Raw genomic sequence first — 14,088 nt, 5'->3', positions numbered from 1 at the left:
GGTGCGGCCACATTGTGGCGCCGCACCGGCGTCGGTTACTGCTTGCTGTACGGTGGTCCGCGCTACCGCGTGATTGCCTGGGGCTTGATCTTGCGGGAATCAAGTACCTGGTCGATCAGGCCGTAGCTCATAGCCTCGGCTGCGGTGAGGATCTTGTCGCGTTCGATGTCGTTGTTGACCTGCTCCGAGGTGCGCCCGGAGTGCTTGGCCAGCGTGTCCTCCAGCCATTCCCGCATGCGCATGACCTCGGCGGCCTGGATCTCCAGGTCCGAGGCCTGTCCGCCCTGGCCGCCGGACAGCGAGGGCTGGTGGATCAGGACGCGGGCGTTCGGCAGGGCCAGGCGCTTGCCCGGGGTGCCCGCGGCGAGCAGGACGGCCGCTGCGCTGGCCGCCTGGCCGAGGCAGACGGTCTGGATCTCCGGCCGGATGTACGTCATGGTGTCGTAGATCGCCGTCATGGCGGTGAAGGAGCCGCCTGGGGAGTTGATGTAGAGCGTGATGTCCCGATCCGGGTCGGTGGACTCGAGCACCAGCAGCTGGGCCATCACGTCGTCGGCGGAGGCGTCGTCCACCTGGACGCCCAGGAAGATGATGCGGTCCTCGAAAAGCTTGGTGTAGGGGTCCTGGCGCTTGAAGCCGTAAGGGGTCCGCTCTTCAAACTGCGGCAGCACGTAGCGGCTGCTCGGCAGGTTCCCGGCAGTCGATCCGAAGTTGTAGTTCATGTTCATTGCTCCTGGAGTCGGTTCTGTCTGCGTGCCGGTTAGTTTTCGGTGCCGGCGCCGTTGGCGTTCGTTCCGCCGCCGCCTGCCACGGACCCGGCGTGCGCCGCGATCTTGTCGAAGAAGCCGTATTCGAGGGCTTCGGTCGCCGTGAACCACTTGTCGCGGTCGTTGTCCTTGAGGATGGTCTCGACGGACTGTCCGGTCTGCTCCGCGGTCAGTTCGGCCATGACCTTCTTCATGTGCAGGATCAGCTCGGCCTGGATCTTGATGTCCGAAGCGGTGCCGCCGATGCCGCCGGAGGGCTGGTGCATCAGGATCCGGGCGTTCGGGGTGGCGTAGCGCTTGCCCTTGGTGCCGGAGGAGAGCAGGAACTGGCCCATCGAGGCGGCCAGGCCGGTGGCGACGGTGACGACGTCGTTCGGGATGAACTGCATCGTGTCGTAGATGGCCATGCCGGCGGTAACCGAGCCGCCGGGCGAGTTGATGTACAGGTAGATATCCTTCTCGGGGTTCTCGGCCGAGAGCAGCAGCAGCTGCGAGCAAATCGCGTTGGCGTTCTCGTCACGGACCTCGGAGCCGAGCCAGATGATGCGCTCTTTCAGCAGGCGGTTGTAAATGTAGTTATCCTGGGCGGCCGGATCGACGGTAGCCATCCGGGGTGCCCCTGCTTGCTGTGACATATGTACTTACCTCTCGCTGGCGACGGTGACGCCACTGGACGGCATCACTGAACTTTCCTACTTGGACACTAACGGTTTTCGCAGCCGCTTTGTGCTCAGGCACAGGGCTGTTCGCTGACGGCGCACGACCGGCCGGGAGGGTTCATCGCGGGCTTAAAAAACAGCACCCCCGGATCGGTGATCCGGGAGTGCTGCGGGAAACTCGGGTACAGAAAGTGTTAGAACTTCACTGCTGCCGGGTCGTCGTTCTTAGCGGTCTCGGGTGCTGCTTCTTCGGAAGCGACGTCCTCGACGTCGGTCTCGTCGGCTGCCTCGACCGGCGCCTCTTCGCCGCCGGGGCGGACGAAGTCGCTCAGGTCAACCTTGTTGCCCTCGGAATCGGTGACCTCGGCCTGGCCCAGCACGACGGCGAGTGCCTTACGGCGGCGGACCTCGGAGACCATCATCGGAACCTGGCCGCTCTGATCAATGATCTGGGCGAACTGGTTCGGGTCCATGCCGTACTGGCTGGCGGTGGTGACGATGTAGTCGATCAGCTCGTTCTGGCTGACGTCGACTTCTTCCTTCTCGGCGATCGCGTCAAGGATGACCTCGTTCTGGAAGGCACGCTCGGTGTTGGCCTTGACCTCGGCGCGGTGCTCCTCAGTGTCGTGGTCGCCTTCACCGTGGGAGTTCTCGGCGCTGAAGTGCTGTTCGATCTGCTCCTCGACGACGGACGCCGGTACCGGAACCTCGACGAGCTCGACGAGCTTGTCCAGGACCTTGTCGCGGGCCTCTACGCCCTGCTCGACAATCTTGGAGTCGGCGGCCTGCTTGGCGAGGTCCTCGCGGAGCTCGGCCAGGGTGTCGAACTCCGACGCGAGCTGGGCGAAGTCGTCGTTGGCCTCGGGAAGCTCGCGCTCCTTGACGGCCTTGAGCACAACCTTGACCTGGGCGGACTCGCCGGCGTGGTCGCCGCCCACCAGGGTGGTGTCGAAGATGGCGTCTTCGTCGGCGCTGAGGCCGGTGACGGCTTCGTCGAGGCCTTCGAGCATGGTGCCGGCGCCGACCTGGTAGGACAGCCCTGACGCGGAGTCGACCTCGGCGCCGTCGATGGAGGCGGTGATGTCGATCGTGAGGAAGTCGCCGTCGGCGGCGGGGCGGTCAACGGACTTGAGCGTGCCGAAGCGGCCGCGCAGTTCGTCGAGGGCCTTGTCGACGTCGGCTTCGCCGGACTCGGCAGCGGCAACCTCCACCTTGATGCCGGCGTAGTCCGGGAGTTCGATCTCGGGGCGGACGTCAACTTCGGCGTGGAACTTGAGTTCGCCGTCGGTGGCGGAAGGGTCCGGCACCTCGGTGATTTCAACCTCGGGACGGCTCAGCGGCCGGATGCCGGTTTCCTGCACGGCGGTCTGGTACCAGCCGTTGAGGCCTTCGTTGATCGCCGTTTCCAGGACGTAGCCGCGGCCAACGCGCTGGTCAATGAGCTTGGAGGGGACTTTGCCCTTGCGGAAACCGGGAACCTGGATCTGCGAAGCAACAGTCTTGTATGCCTCTGCGATGCTGGGCTTCAATTCCTCAAAGGGGACCTCAACATTGAGCTTGACCCGCGTAGGGGTGAGGTTCTCGACAGCGCTCTTCACAGTCTAAGTACTCCTGGATTTGGGGGATGGGGTTCTGCAACACCACTGCCTGGCAGTCGCTGCAGAGTCGGGGTGACAGGATTTGAACCTGCGACTTCCTGCTCCCAAAGCAGGCGCTCTAGCCAAGCTGAGCTACACCCCGTAAGTGCACAGAACAGTCTACGGTCATAGTGTGCCGGTTTGCACATTTGACACCGGGGGCCTGAATTGGGTTTAGTTGTATCCGGCTTCAACAGCCGCCCGGAAGCTTAGCTGAAGTTCCAGCAAGTTCCCGGGGACGTAGCTTAATGGTAAAGCCTCAGTCTTCCAAACTGATTACGCGGGTTCGATTCCCGTCGTCCCCTCCGAGTCTGACGAAGACAGGGCCCCTCTCCGGAGGGGCTTTTTTCATGTCCGCGCCTTCATGTCCAGGCCTCATGCCCAGTCCATCGATTGCTCCGCAGGTGCCCTTATCACGGCTCAAAACAGCCGCTTTGGAGCAATCGATGAGGAGACCGGCACATCAGCCGGCTCAATCCTGCTGGCAGGCCGGGCACCAGTAGAGCTTCCGCGCAGCGTGCTCCGTCAGGGCCACGGCGGTCCCGCAATCCCGGCAGTCCAGACCCTGCCGCCGGTACACAAAGTGCGCGTCCTCCGGGGCCGGCAGCCTGCCGCCCGGTCCCGTGAAGCCAAGTTCCGTGGCGCCTTCTTCCGTGGCGCGGGGCTCCGTCCAGTAGCGCGCCGGTGTGGTGATGATCCGGCCGTCGCGGACGCCGTCGGACATCATCGCGGCCGTATCGTCCCAGAGCCGCCCGGCGGCCTCCGCCGGCAGTGCCGCCCCGGGAAGCCACGGGTCCAGCCGCTGCCGGAACAGCAACTCGGCACGGTAGACGTTCCCGACGCCGGCGATCACCGACTGGTTCATCAGCAGCGTCGCCAGCGGGGTGCGCTTCCTGGCCAGCCCGGCTATGAAGGCGTCCCGGTCGCCAGGGAGATTCCGCAGCGGATCAGGACCCAGCCGGGCCTCGACGGCGTCCGCCTCGGCTTCGGTCAGCGTTTCGCAGGTGGTCGCGCCGCGCAGGTCCGCCCAGCCGTGTCCACTGACCAAGCGGACCCGGACTGCTCCGACGGGGGCCGGCGGCCCCGCGCACCCGACACCCGCATGCCCAGCACCCGCCAGCCCGGCATCCGCGCCGCCGTCGTCGTAGAGCTCCCGCTCGCCCACTTTCCGGGGCGCGCCGATGCTGGACGCGCCGCGAAAATCCGCGTCGCCGCCGAAGTCCCAGGCCCCGTACAGGCCCAGGTGCACGTGCAGGACCAGCCCGTGCTCGAAGCCGAGAAACAGGTGCTTCCCGTGCGCCGCCGAGCCGGTGAGCACGTGGCCGTCGAGCACGGCAGCGCCCTGGGCGAACCGCCCCTGCGGGCTGGAAACGGCGAGCCGCTCCCCCTCGAAGACGTCCGCGAACTGCCGGGCCAGCCGGTGGACCGAATGCCCCTCCGGCACTATTCGACGACCTCGCCGGTGGTCTCGTAGGTGGCGATCTTGCCGATCCGGCGGACGTGCCGCTCCTCGTTGCTGAAGGGCTCGGTCAGGAAGGCCTCGATGATTGCGGTGGCCTCGTCCACGCTGTGCTGCCGGCCGCCGACGGCCACGACGTTGGCGTCGTTGTGTTCACGGGCCAGCCTGGCGGTGTCGAGGTTCCAGGCCAGCGCGGCGCGGACCCCCTTGACCTTGTTGGCAGCGATCTGCTCGCCGTTGCCGGAGCCGCCCAGGACAATGCCCAGCGCGGACGTGCCGGCTGCCTGGTCGACCACCACGGCAGTGGCGGCGTTGATGCAGAAGGAGGGGTAGTCATCCAGCGCGTCGTAGGTCTTCGGCCCGTGGTCTACCACCTCGTACCCCTTGGCGCCGAGGTGGTGCACCAGGTGGGCGCTAAGTTCCATGCCGGCGTGGTCGGTGGCGATGTGAACGCGCGGGAAGTCCGGGGCAGTGGTCACGGGCAGATCCGTTCTGTGGGGAGCGCCGGAGGACTCGCGGCGCCGCTGGTCAGGGCTGTTCCCAGTTTACTAGGGCTGCGACGCGGGCGCCCCGCCGTTGCGGCGCGCCCGGGCAGCCACGCGGGACAGCACCTGCGCCACGTTGTCCGCCGTCGCGGCACTGCCGCCGCTCACCGTCAGCCGCCGGCCGTCGGAGCGGTCAACGACGACGGCGGGTCCGCTGCCGACCAGCAACGCCGTCGTGGCGCCGCGGCTCCGGTAGCCCCATCCGCCATAGTCGGCGGCCTTGACTTGTTGGGGCGTCGCCGCGTCGATGGCGGCGGCGGGCACATCCATGACCCGTACGAAGCCGCCGGCGAACACCTGCAGCCCGCCGCGGTCCACCCGGATGCGGGCGAAGAGGAACACGGCCGCGAGCAAAGCTGCAGCTACGAGGACCGCCGCCAGCCACGGGACGGCGACGGTGAGCAGGGCAGCCGGTAACAGGGTGGCAATGCCGAGCATCACGAACACCGAACTGCGGGCGTGCACCCAGAGACCCACGGTGTCCCTGGCCAGCTCCGGGTCCTGTTCCCGCGCGAGGGCCTCCCGCACGGCCCGCTCGTCATCGGTGGACCACCGTTCGTCCGCCTTGAAGACGAACCCCATGACCACGCCCAAACCCAGCGCAGCCCCGCTGCCCATGGCCAAAATGGTCACATCGACGCGGGACTCCCGGGCGTCGGCGAGGCCCAGCTGGCCGACCAGCAGGGCGGCGAGGACGGCCGTGACGAAGAGGCTCATGCTCAGCCCTGCACCCATCATGAACCGGCGCATCAGCGCCGGGCGGGACAGCGGCGCGGCCTGCAGCAGGATGGCCCAGCCGACCAGCACGATCAGTCCCGCGCCGGCGCCCACCACGGCTCCGAAAGGCGCGAAGTCCGCTGCGCCGGCGTCGGTCCAGCGGACCGCCAGCGGCTCGGGCAGGTCGGCGCGGATCAGCAGTGCGCAGACCACGAACGCGGCCGCCAGCATGACGGGGAACCCCACGGCGAAACGCAGGGCCCTGGTGTCGACGGAATCCCGGATCTTTCCCATGGCTCCAACGCTACCCCTGCGGCACGCACGCGCAGACGATGCCCGCGGCCAGCCGCCGCTTGCCAACCGGCCTCACCGTGAAAGAATAATTTCACAGTATCGTTTCCACCTCTCCGACCAATCCTGGAGGCACCCCTTGCCCGGAATGAACCTCACGCGCGCCGAAGCCCGCGAGCGCGCCGAACTGATCGCCGTCGGCTCCTATGACGTCAGCCTGGACCTAACGCGGGGCGCGGAGGTCTTCGGCTCCACCACCGCCGTGACCTTCACGGCCACGCCGGGCTCCTCAACCTTCATCGACGCCGTCACCCGGAAGGTGCACAGCGTCACGCTGAACGGCCGCGAACTGGATCCGGCGGAAGTGTCCGACGGCATCCGGATCCAGCTTCCCGATCTTGCCGCCGAGAACGAACTCCTGGTGGTCGCGGACGCGCCCTACATGAACACGGGCGAGGGCCTGCACCGCTTCGTGGACCCGGTAGACAACGAGGTCTATCTCTACACCCAGTTTGAAGTTCCCGATTCCCGACGGATGTTCGCGGTCTTCGAACAGCCAGACCTCAAGGCCAGCTTCAGCTTCACCGTCACCGCACCCTCGCGCTGGGATGTTGTCTCCAACTCCCCCACCCCGGCGCCGGTGGAAACCACCCCCGGCGTGGACGGCGGCGCGCGGTCGGTGTGGGAATTCGCGCCCACCCCGCGGCTCTCCTCCTACGTCACCGCGTTGATCGCCGGGCCGTACCAGTCCGTCCGCAGCGAAGTGAAGTCCGCGGACGGCAAGGTCACCCCGCTGGGCGTCTATGCGCGCAAGTCGCTCATGCAGTACCTGGACGCGGACAACATCTTTGAGCTCACCCGGCAGGGCTTCGAGTTCTTTGAGGCCCAGTTCGGCTGCCCGTACCCGTTCGAAAAGTACGACCAGCTTTTCGTGCCGGAGTTCAACGCGGGTGCTATGGAGAATGCCGGGGCCGTCACGATCCTGGAGGGCTACGTCTTCCGCAGCAAGGTCACGGACGCGCAGGTGGAGCGCCGCGCCATCACCGTGCTGCACGAACTGGCCCACATGTGGTTCGGCGACCTGGTCACCATGCGCTGGTGGAACGACCTCTGGCTGAACGAATCCTTCGCCGAGTACATGTCCCATCTTGCCGCCGTCGAGAACACGAAGTTCGACCACGCCTGGACCACCTTCGCCTCGGTGGAGAAGTCCTGGGCGTACCGGCAGGACCAGCTGCCCACGACCCACCCGATCTTCGCCGAAATCAACGATCTGGAGGACGTCGAGGTGAACTTCGACGGCATCACCTACGCCAAGGGCGCCTCGGTGCTCCGGCAACTGGTGGCCTGGGTCGGGCCGGAAGAGTTCATGGCCGGCGTCCGCGAGTATTTCCGCAAGCACGCCTGGCAGAACACCGAGCTCAGCGACCTGATGGTCGAGCTGGAAAAGTCCAGCGGCCGCGACCTGGACCAGTGGGGACGGCTCTGGCTGGAGACCGCCGGGGTCAACACGCTCAAGCCCGAACTCGCCGTCGAAGCTGACGGCACGATTTCGTCCTTCGCCATCCTGCAGTCCGCCACCGAGGCCCAGTCGACGATCCGGCCGCACCGGCTCGCTGTCGGCTTCTACAACCTGGACGGCGCCGGGAAGCTCGAGCGCGTCCACCGCGAGGAACTCGACGTCGACGGCGAGCGCACCTCAGTTCCGGCCCTGGCCGGCCTCGCGCAGCCGGACCTGATCCTGCTCAACGACGACGACCTCGCCTACGCCAAGGTCCGGCTCGACCCGAAGTCCCTCGCGACCGCCACCGCGCACCTGAAGGACTTTGGCCGGAGCCTCCCCCGCACCCTGGTCTGGGGCTCGGCCTGGGACGCGGCGCGCGACGGCGAAACCCCGGCGCGCGGCTATGTGGAACTGATCCTCGCCAACATCGCGGAGGAATCAGACTCGTCCGTGATCCAGGTCCAGCTCCGCCAGCTCGCTACCACGCTGAACTTCTATGTGGCCGCGGAGTACAAGGACGCGACCGCGGCGGCGGCCGCCGACCGGCTTTGGGAGCTCGCCTCCCGCGTGCCGGCCGGTTCCGACGCGCAGCTGCAGTTCGTGAAGTCCTTCGCCTTGCTGGCGCGCAGTACCGGGCAGCTGGACACGGTCGCCGGCCTGCTGGACGGCTCCCGGGAACTGGCCGGCCTCGCCGTGGACCAGGACCTGCGCTGGGAACTGATCGCGTCCCTCGTGGTCGGCGGACGCGCCGGCCAGCAGCAGATCGACGCCGAACTGGAGCACGACAACACGGCCACCGGCCAAAACGCCGCGGCCCTGGCCAAGGCCGCCATCCCCACCGCCGAAGCCAAGGCGGCGGCCTGGGAGTCGATTGTGGTCAAGGGTGAGCTGTCCAACGCGCTGCAGGGCTCGGCGGTCGCCGGCTTCACGCGGGTGCTGGATACCGGGCTGTTGGAGCCCTACGCCGGGAAGTATTTCGAGGCCGTCCCGGGGATCGTCAAGGACCGCACCCACGCGCTGGCCCAGCAGATCGTCCTCGGGCTCTATCCGGCGCAGCTGACCACGCAGGCGACGGTGGACCGCACGGATGAGTTCCTGGCTTCGCTGCCGGAAGACAGCGCGGCGTTGCGCCGGATGATGCTGGAAAACCGCGACGGCGTCGCCCGGGCCCTGCGCGCACGCGCGGCGGACGTCTAGGACCGCAATGAGCCTCGACGAGCACCATTACACATTGGCAGTCCGCTGGACCGGGAATCTGGGCGGCGGGACGGACACGTACCGCGGCTATTCCCGCGACCACGACGTCGAGATCCCCGGCCTGCCGGTCCTAAAGGGCTCGGCGGACCCCACGTTCCACGGCGACGCTGGACGCTATAACCCCGAGCAGTTGCTGCTGGCGGCGCTCTCGCAGTGCCACATGCTGTCGTTCCTGCACGTCGCCGTCAAACACGGCGTGGTGGTGACCGGGTACGAGGACTCCGCCGAAGGCGTGATGCGGACCAACCGGGACGGCAGCGGCCAGTTCGAGTCAGTGACGCTCAAGCCCCGCGTGACGACGGCGGCTCCCGTTGCGGAGCCGCTGCTCGAGGAGCTCCACCGGGAAGCGAACGCGGTGTGCTTCATCGCCCGGAGCGTGAACTTCCCGGTGCGGCACGAGACCTCGGCCGCCGCGGGTCCGGGCGCCGTGGATCGGGGCGCCTCGGCTCAGGCGGACTGAGCCGCCCGCAAGTCGCGCACCAGCCGGCGCTCGGCGTCGGGGCTGAGACCGGCCTTTCGTTCCCGGTCCAGACCCCGGCGCCGCTCATCCGCGAGGCTGTCCGCCAGCGTCTGGGTCCACGGGCGCAACCGCAGACCCGCCGCGCGGGCCGCGGCATTGCTGCGCGCGGAAAATCCGTCGTGGCCGGGTGGCAGCCAGAGCGGCAAGGAATCCGGTCCTGCCCAGTAGTTCGCCCCGTGGGCGGCCAGCCAGCCGGCCGGCGCCATCACCGTCTCGGAGACTCCCCCGGACAGCCGTCGCGATTCTTCGAGGTACGCGGCAAATGGGACCGGGTCACCGACCGCATTCAGCACCCCGGTGACACCGGCTTCGGCTGCAAACAACAGCCAGGCCGCCAGGTCGCGGACGTCGATCACCTGGGTCGGAGCTGCGGGAATCTCCGGAGCCAGGACCGGGCCGGAGTCCCGGGCGAAGCGGGCGGGCCAGTAACCGTAGCGGTCTGAGCCGTCTCCGGGCCCTCCGATCAGTCCGGACCGGCACAAGTGCGCCCTGTCGCCGACAAAGTCCGCCGTGGCCCGTTCGATGGCGGATTTCGCCTCGCCGTAGTTCTCCGCTGTCGGCTCCGCGCTCCCTGCCAGCGGCTCCAACACGGGGGCGTCCTCCGCGGCACCGCGCACTGAATGGTCGGCGTAGACCGAGCAGCTCGAGACGAACGTCCAGTGCCGGGCGCGGCCGGCCAAGGCTTCGAGCGCCTCCCGCGCCTGCAGCGGATCCCGGGCGACCTCGATGACCGCGTCCCACTCCCCTGCAGCGCTCGCGCCGGCGTAGGCGGCCGGACCCTGTGCCCGGTCCGCCTGCAGCCAGCCGGCGCCCTCCGGCGGCGGCGAGCTTGTTCCGCGGGCCAGGCAGAGGACGTCGTGCCCGCCGGCCACGGCCTGCCGGGCAATTTCTGCTGACAGGAAGGCTGTGCCGCCGAGGACCAGGATGCGCATGGGGCAACGCTACGGCGCTACTGTTGAAGGTGAACAGAGTGTTATGCGCCCGGCGAACGCGGGCGCGCGTTAGGAGCAAACCCCACCGATGTACAGCCTGACCACCGCCGCGCCCATCACGGCGCCGGATATCTCCGCCATCAACCTGCCGGGTGTCCTGATCAGCATCGGAGTGGGCGTTGCCGCGTGGCTGGTGGCGTCCTTCGTGATCTCCGGCATCACCAAGCGCGTCGCCGCCGGCACCACCTTCTTCAAGAAGCCGCATTTCCGCTGGGTGGCGCCGGCGCTGCGCGCCCTGGACAATCAGCGGCGCGAACAGCGCGCCAACACGATCGGGGCGCTGCTCAATAGCGTCGTGAGCGTGCTCGTCGTCGTCATCACCGTGATCTATGTGCTGCAAAACCTCAATGTGAACATTGCCCCGCTCCTCACCAGCGTCGGCATTCTCGGCGTCGCCATCGGTTTCGGCGCCCAGCAGCTGATCCGCGATTTCCTGGCCGGCATCTTCATCACCATCGAAGACCAATATGGGATCGGCGACGTCATCGAGACCTCCGAAGTGGTGGGGATCGTGGAGTCCATGGGCCTGCGCATCACCCGGGTCAGGGCCGAGGACGGGACCGTCTGGTACCTGCGCAACGGCGAGATCCTGCGGGTGGGCAACCGTTCGCAGGGCACGTACGTATCACCCGACGCCCTCGCGGCCGATGACGCCGGCGTGGCACCCCAGCAAGCCGCACCCCAGCAAAAGGCCGGAGAATAGACATGACGATTTCCGCAGCCGGCGAACCGGGCCGGCCGAAGATGCTGATGCAGAACGATCCATTCAGCCAGCCCGGCTACACGGACAATTTCTATGATGCCGTGGGCGGCCACGAGACCTTCGTGAAGCTGATCGACGCCTTTTACGACGGCGTCGCCACGGATCCGCTGTTGCGCCCGATGTATCCGGAGGAGGACCTCGGACCGGCCAAGCGCCGGTTCCTGATGTTCCTGGAACAGTATTGGGGCGGCCCCACCACCTACGGGGAAGAACGCGGCCACCCAAGGCTCCGGATGCGGCACCAGCCGTTCCGCGTCACGCCCGAGGCGAAGGAGGCGTGGCTGCACCACATGCGCGTCGCGGTGGACGCCCTGGAACTGCCGCCGCTCTACGAGAGCACGCTCTGGGATTATATGGAACGCGCCGCGCTCTCGATGGTCAACAGCCCGTCAGGGGCCTGAAACCGAAGTGGAAATGGAAAGACCCCGGAGGCACTTGGGGGAATGTCTCCGGGGTCTTTCTACATCCAGAATACCCGCCCGGGTATGGCGAGGCAAGTAGGCTGGCTCGCATGGCAATTATTCATCAAGCCCAGTTGCACCCGACGAAGATGGAACTCCTGGAGGGGTGGCTGCCGCTGCAGCCATGGTTCACGGCGCACGGTGACGCCCTGAGCAAGGCCGGCTCGTTCCGGTTCGATGACCCGGAAGGCGAAGTCGGTATCGAGACGATGCTGGTCGCGGGGGCGGACACTGTCTTTCAGGTGCCCCTGACCTACCGCGGGTCTCCCCTGCACGGTGCCGAAGCGTCCTTGATCGGCACCATGGAGCACTCGGTCCTCGGCCAGAGGTGGATCTACGATGCGTGCGGCGATCCCAGCTATTTGGCCGCCCTGGCCGCCGCCATCCTGACGGGCACCCCGCAGGCCGAGCAGTATCTTGACGTCGAGGGTCGGCTCGAGGCGATGCCGGAATCCGTCGTCGTGAAGTGCACCGGACCGATAGTCGCGTCACCGCCTGATATCGGCGTCGTGACCGCCCCCGGCAGCAACAGCAGCGGTGCGGGAACCCTGGTCCGGACCGGGGACGTTGAACTGCTGGTCGTGCGGCGGCTCGAGCTGGCGGGCCCGCCTGCCGGACCGCGTGCCTTGACAGCCACGTGGGCCGGGCAACAGGCCCCGGTCAAACTCGCAGCGGCCACTGCGCCCTGACACGGGCGGATCGCTCGGCCCGACGGTCGGCCGCCGGCCGCCCGGCAGTCACCCGGCGGAATGCCTACAGTCCCGAGCCAGCCCGGACCAGGACGTGGCCACGGGGGCTGCTGAGGCGGAACCAGCGGCCCGCACGGAAGAGGCTTTGTTGGCCGTCCGCCAGGAAGCCCAGCGTCAGTGCCGCGAACGCGGCCCCCGCGGGCAGGCCTCCGGCGTCGGGCAACGGCCGTCCCCAGACAGTCGCGCGGGCGTTGTTGACGATCAGGGCGCCGGGTTTCTCCGGGATGATCGCGGCGATCTCGGTGATCCCCGCCTCTGCGCCCTGCCGCAGGCTTAGGTCCGACAGGGTGCCGAGCGACTCCCAGCCGCTGCGGGGAGCGCCGACGCCGGCCCACGATTCGGTAACGGTCACGGGCGGGACCGGAAGTGCGACGTCGTCGGCGCCCGCTCGGGCCAGGCGGTCGAGTACGGCGGAAAGCGGGACGGTCACGTCAAGCTCGGCGGGCTCGGCCAGCGCCACGGTGCGGAGCCCCAGAATGGTGGGCGTCGACTCACCCAGCAGCCGGGGGCGGAGTACGCAGACGTAGGCGGCCAGCACGGGTCCGGCGGCGCTCAGCCGGATGGCGCCGTCGTCAATGGCCCTGGCCCGCGTCGCAAAGGTGCGCAGGTCGGCGAGGTCGCGGGGATCGGTGAACTGCAGGGGCTCGATGAGGACGTCAGGCACAATCTCGACTCTACCGGTTGCGCCTCTTTTGAGCCGTGCCGGGGTGCCGTCTAGAGTCAAACCATGACTGAAGCCGACGCCGGAACGCAGGCGATGCCCCTCGAGGACCCCACCTCCTCGCTCATCCAACTCCTGGACCTCGGCGATCTGGAGGGCGCACGGACCGACGAGGACATTTTCATGGGTCCGTCGCAGAAACAGCCGCGGCAGCGTGTCTTCGGCGGCCAGGTCCTCGCGCAGTCCCTCGTGGCCGGCGGCCGCACCGTCCCGGAAGGCCGTGGCGTCCACTCCATGCACGGCTATTTCCTCCGGCCCGGCGACGCCAACAAGCCCATCACCTTCGGTGTCCAGCGGCTGCGCGACGGACGGTCCTTTTCCGCGCGCCGGGTCCACGCGTACCAGGAGGGCATGCCCATCCTGTCGATGATCGCGTCCTTCCAGGACGAGGACGAGGGAATCGAGCACCAGACCGAGATGCCGACCGGCATCCCGGGCCCGGAGTCGCTGCCGAGCACTGCCGATCTGCTCGGCAAGTACGACCACCCGGTGGCACGGCACTGGGCCTACGAGCGCCCCTTTGACATCCGCCACGTGGATCCGGCGCTGTATGTGTCCGCGACGGGGGCCAAGGAGGCCCGGAACGCCGTCTGGATGCGGACCTTCGGACCGATGCCCGATGACCCCCAGATGCACCGGGCGGCGCTGGCCTACGCGAGCGACTACACGTTGCTGGAATCCGTCCTGCGCCGGCACGGCCTCAGCTGGATCACCCCGGGAATGTCGGTCGCCAGCCTGGACCACGCCATGTGGTGGCACCGCCCCGTCCGCGTGGACGAGTGGCTGCTCTACGTCCAGGAATCCCCGAGCGCGCAGGGCGCACGCGGCCTGGCCACGGGCAAGATCTTCAGCCAGGACGGCCAGCATGTCGCCACGGTCGCGCAGGAGGGCATGATCCGGGTGCCCACGGACCTCAAGAGCAAGGTCAAGGGCGCCGTCCAGACCAAGGTCCTGCAGCACCAGATGCGCAAGGCCGACCGCGCCTGACGGACGACAAAGGGTCGGCTCCCCCCGTGGGGAGCCGACCCTTTGCCGTTGGCCCGGCG

General features: G+C 67.9%; 14 protein-coding genes and 2 tRNA genes. 7 read left to right on the top strand and 9 right to left on the bottom strand.

From position 1 onward, the window contains the following. Positions 1–62 precede the first annotated feature (62 nt). The 4 genes from AC1DGI_RS02785 to AC1DGI_RS02770 all read right to left on the bottom strand — a co-directional run bounded on the left by AC1DGI_RS02785 (position 63) and on the right by AC1DGI_RS02770 (position 3,166). On the bottom strand, positions 63–722 hold the full coding sequence (locus tag AC1DGI_RS02785; RefSeq protein ID WP_441403605.1) for an ATP-dependent Clp protease proteolytic subunit: 660 nt from the start codon (positions 720–722) through the stop codon (positions 63–65). 38 nt (positions 723–760) lie between these two features. Continuing rightward, positions 761–1,375, bottom strand: a complete 615-nt coding sequence (locus tag AC1DGI_RS02780; protein ID WP_476897764.1) for an ATP-dependent Clp protease proteolytic subunit — start codon at positions 1,373–1,375, stop codon at positions 761–763. Positions 1,376–1,620: 245 nt separating this feature from the next. Further along, the gene (gene tig, locus AC1DGI_RS02775; protein WP_476897672.1) at positions 1,621–3,024 is read right to left on the bottom strand and encodes a trigger factor; all 1,404 of its coding nucleotides are present in this window, start codon (positions 3,022–3,024) and stop codon (positions 1,621–1,623) included. 67 nt (positions 3,025–3,091) lie between these two features. Then, positions 3,092–3,166, bottom strand: a tRNA-Pro gene (locus AC1DGI_RS02770). A 131-nt stretch (positions 3,167–3,297) separates the two neighbouring features. On the opposite strand from AC1DGI_RS02770, the gene AC1DGI_RS02765 reads away from it, so the two are divergent. Next, positions 3,298–3,368, top strand: a tRNA-Gly gene (locus AC1DGI_RS02765). A 167-nt stretch (positions 3,369–3,535) separates the two neighbouring features. Here the strand turns inward: AC1DGI_RS02765 and AC1DGI_RS02760 are convergent. The 3 genes from AC1DGI_RS02760 to AC1DGI_RS02750 form a co-directional block, all read right to left on the bottom strand. Next, positions 3,536–4,507: an Fpg/Nei family DNA glycosylase gene (locus tag AC1DGI_RS02760; protein WP_476897671.1), complete on the bottom strand. Its 972-nt coding sequence runs from the start codon at positions 4,505–4,507 to the stop codon at positions 3,536–3,538. Beyond that, the gene (locus AC1DGI_RS02755) at positions 4,507–5,001 is read right to left on the bottom strand and encodes a ribose-5-phosphate isomerase (protein WP_441400733.1); all 495 of its coding nucleotides are present in this window, start codon (positions 4,999–5,001) and stop codon (positions 4,507–4,509) included. The genes AC1DGI_RS02760 and AC1DGI_RS02755 overlap by 1 nt, the downstream gene beginning before the upstream one ends. Positions 5,002–5,070: 69 nt before the next feature. Continuing rightward, on the bottom strand, positions 5,071–6,078 hold the full coding sequence (locus AC1DGI_RS02750) for a hypothetical protein (RefSeq protein ID WP_441400732.1): 1,008 nt from the start codon (positions 6,076–6,078) through the stop codon (positions 5,071–5,073). Between the two features lie 145 nt (positions 6,079–6,223). Between AC1DGI_RS02750 and pepN the strand changes: the two genes are divergently transcribed. Both pepN and AC1DGI_RS02740 read left to right on the top strand, forming a co-directional pair. Beyond that, positions 6,224–8,776, top strand: a complete 2,553-nt coding sequence (gene pepN, locus AC1DGI_RS02745) for an aminopeptidase N (RefSeq protein ID WP_476897670.1) — start codon at positions 6,224–6,226, stop codon at positions 8,774–8,776. A 7-nt stretch (positions 8,777–8,783) separates the two neighbouring features. Further along, positions 8,784–9,296 (top strand): OsmC family protein, encoded by a 513-nt coding sequence (locus tag AC1DGI_RS02740; RefSeq protein ID WP_441400730.1) that lies wholly within the window; start codon positions 8,784–8,786, stop codon positions 9,294–9,296. Here the strand turns inward: AC1DGI_RS02740 and AC1DGI_RS02735 are convergent. After that, entirely contained in the window at positions 9,284–10,288 is a 1,005-nt protein-coding gene (locus AC1DGI_RS02735) for a Rossmann-fold NAD(P)-binding domain-containing protein (protein WP_476897669.1), read from the bottom strand. The two genes, AC1DGI_RS02740 and AC1DGI_RS02735, sit on opposite strands and share 13 nt — an antisense overlap. An 88-nt stretch (positions 10,289–10,376) precedes the next feature. On the opposite strand from AC1DGI_RS02735, the gene AC1DGI_RS02730 reads away from it, so the two are divergent. The 3 genes from AC1DGI_RS02730 to AC1DGI_RS02720 all read left to right on the top strand — a co-directional run bounded on the left by AC1DGI_RS02730 (position 10,377) and on the right by AC1DGI_RS02720 (position 12,261). Then, positions 10,377–11,051 carry a mechanosensitive ion channel family protein gene (locus AC1DGI_RS02730; RefSeq protein ID WP_476897668.1) on the top strand — a complete coding sequence of 225 codons (675 nt, stop codon included), beginning with the start codon at positions 10,377–10,379 and terminating at the stop codon, positions 11,049–11,051. Positions 11,052–11,053: 2 nt separating this feature from the next. Further along, positions 11,054–11,512 (top strand): globin, encoded by a 459-nt coding sequence (locus AC1DGI_RS02725; protein WP_441402991.1) that lies wholly within the window; start codon positions 11,054–11,056, stop codon positions 11,510–11,512. Between the two features lie 110 nt (positions 11,513–11,622). Then, positions 11,623–12,261 carry a CG0192-related protein gene (locus tag AC1DGI_RS02720; protein ID WP_476897667.1) on the top strand — a complete coding sequence of 213 codons (639 nt, stop codon included), beginning with the start codon at positions 11,623–11,625 and terminating at the stop codon, positions 12,259–12,261. A gap of 64 nt (positions 12,262–12,325) precedes the next feature. Here the strand turns inward: AC1DGI_RS02720 and AC1DGI_RS02715 are convergent, their stop codons facing one another. Beyond that, positions 12,326–12,985 carry a DUF8185 domain-containing protein gene (locus tag AC1DGI_RS02715; RefSeq protein WP_441402989.1) on the bottom strand — a complete coding sequence of 220 codons (660 nt, stop codon included), beginning with the start codon at positions 12,983–12,985 and terminating at the stop codon, positions 12,326–12,328. A 63-nt stretch (positions 12,986–13,048) separates the two neighbouring features. Here AC1DGI_RS02715 and AC1DGI_RS02710 point away from each other — a divergent pair, with 63 nt between their 5' ends. Next, entirely contained in the window at positions 13,049–14,029 is a 981-nt protein-coding gene (locus tag AC1DGI_RS02710; RefSeq protein ID WP_476897666.1) for an acyl-CoA thioesterase, read from the top strand. Positions 14,030–14,088 lie beyond the last annotated feature (59 nt).

This window comes from Arthrobacter sp. 05N428_2 (assembly GCF_056397065.1).
The sequence above is the reverse complement of the archived record's forward strand: the minus strand, read 5'-3'. Positions and strand labels throughout refer to the sequence as shown.

What these genes read in the sequence shown, in the direction of transcription:
- AC1DGI_RS02780 (WP_476897764.1), bottom strand. Translation starts at nt 1,375, where the DNA reads ATGGCTACCGTCGATCCGGCCGCCCAGGATAACTACATTTACAACCGC.
- AC1DGI_RS02750 (WP_441400732.1), bottom strand. Translation starts at nt 6,078, where the DNA reads ATGGGAAAGATCCGGGATTCCGTCGACACCAGGGCCCTGCGTTTCGCC.
- AC1DGI_RS02720 (WP_476897667.1), top strand. Translation starts at nt 11,623, where the DNA reads ATGGCAATTATTCATCAAGCCCAGTTGCACCCGACGAAGATGGAACTC.
- pepN (WP_476897670.1), top strand. Translation starts at nt 6,224, where the DNA reads ATGAACCTCACGCGCGCCGAAGCCCGCGAGCGCGCCGAACTGATCGCC.
- AC1DGI_RS02730 (WP_476897668.1), top strand. Translation starts at nt 10,377, where the DNA reads ATGTACAGCCTGACCACCGCCGCGCCCATCACGGCGCCGGATATCTCC.
- AC1DGI_RS02740 (WP_441400730.1), top strand. Translation starts at nt 8,784, where the DNA reads ATGAGCCTCGACGAGCACCATTACACATTGGCAGTCCGCTGGACCGGG.
- AC1DGI_RS02785 (WP_441403605.1), bottom strand. Translation starts at nt 722, where the DNA reads ATGAACTACAACTTCGGATCGACTGCCGGGAACCTGCCGAGCAGCCGC.
- AC1DGI_RS02725 (WP_441402991.1), top strand. Translation starts at nt 11,054, where the DNA reads ATGACGATTTCCGCAGCCGGCGAACCGGGCCGGCCGAAGATGCTGATG.
- AC1DGI_RS02735 (WP_476897669.1), bottom strand. Translation starts at nt 10,288, where the DNA reads ATGCGCATCCTGGTCCTCGGCGGCACAGCCTTCCTGTCAGCAGAAATT.
- AC1DGI_RS02710 (WP_476897666.1), top strand. Translation starts at nt 13,049, where the DNA reads ATGACTGAAGCCGACGCCGGAACGCAGGCGATGCCCCTCGAGGACCCC.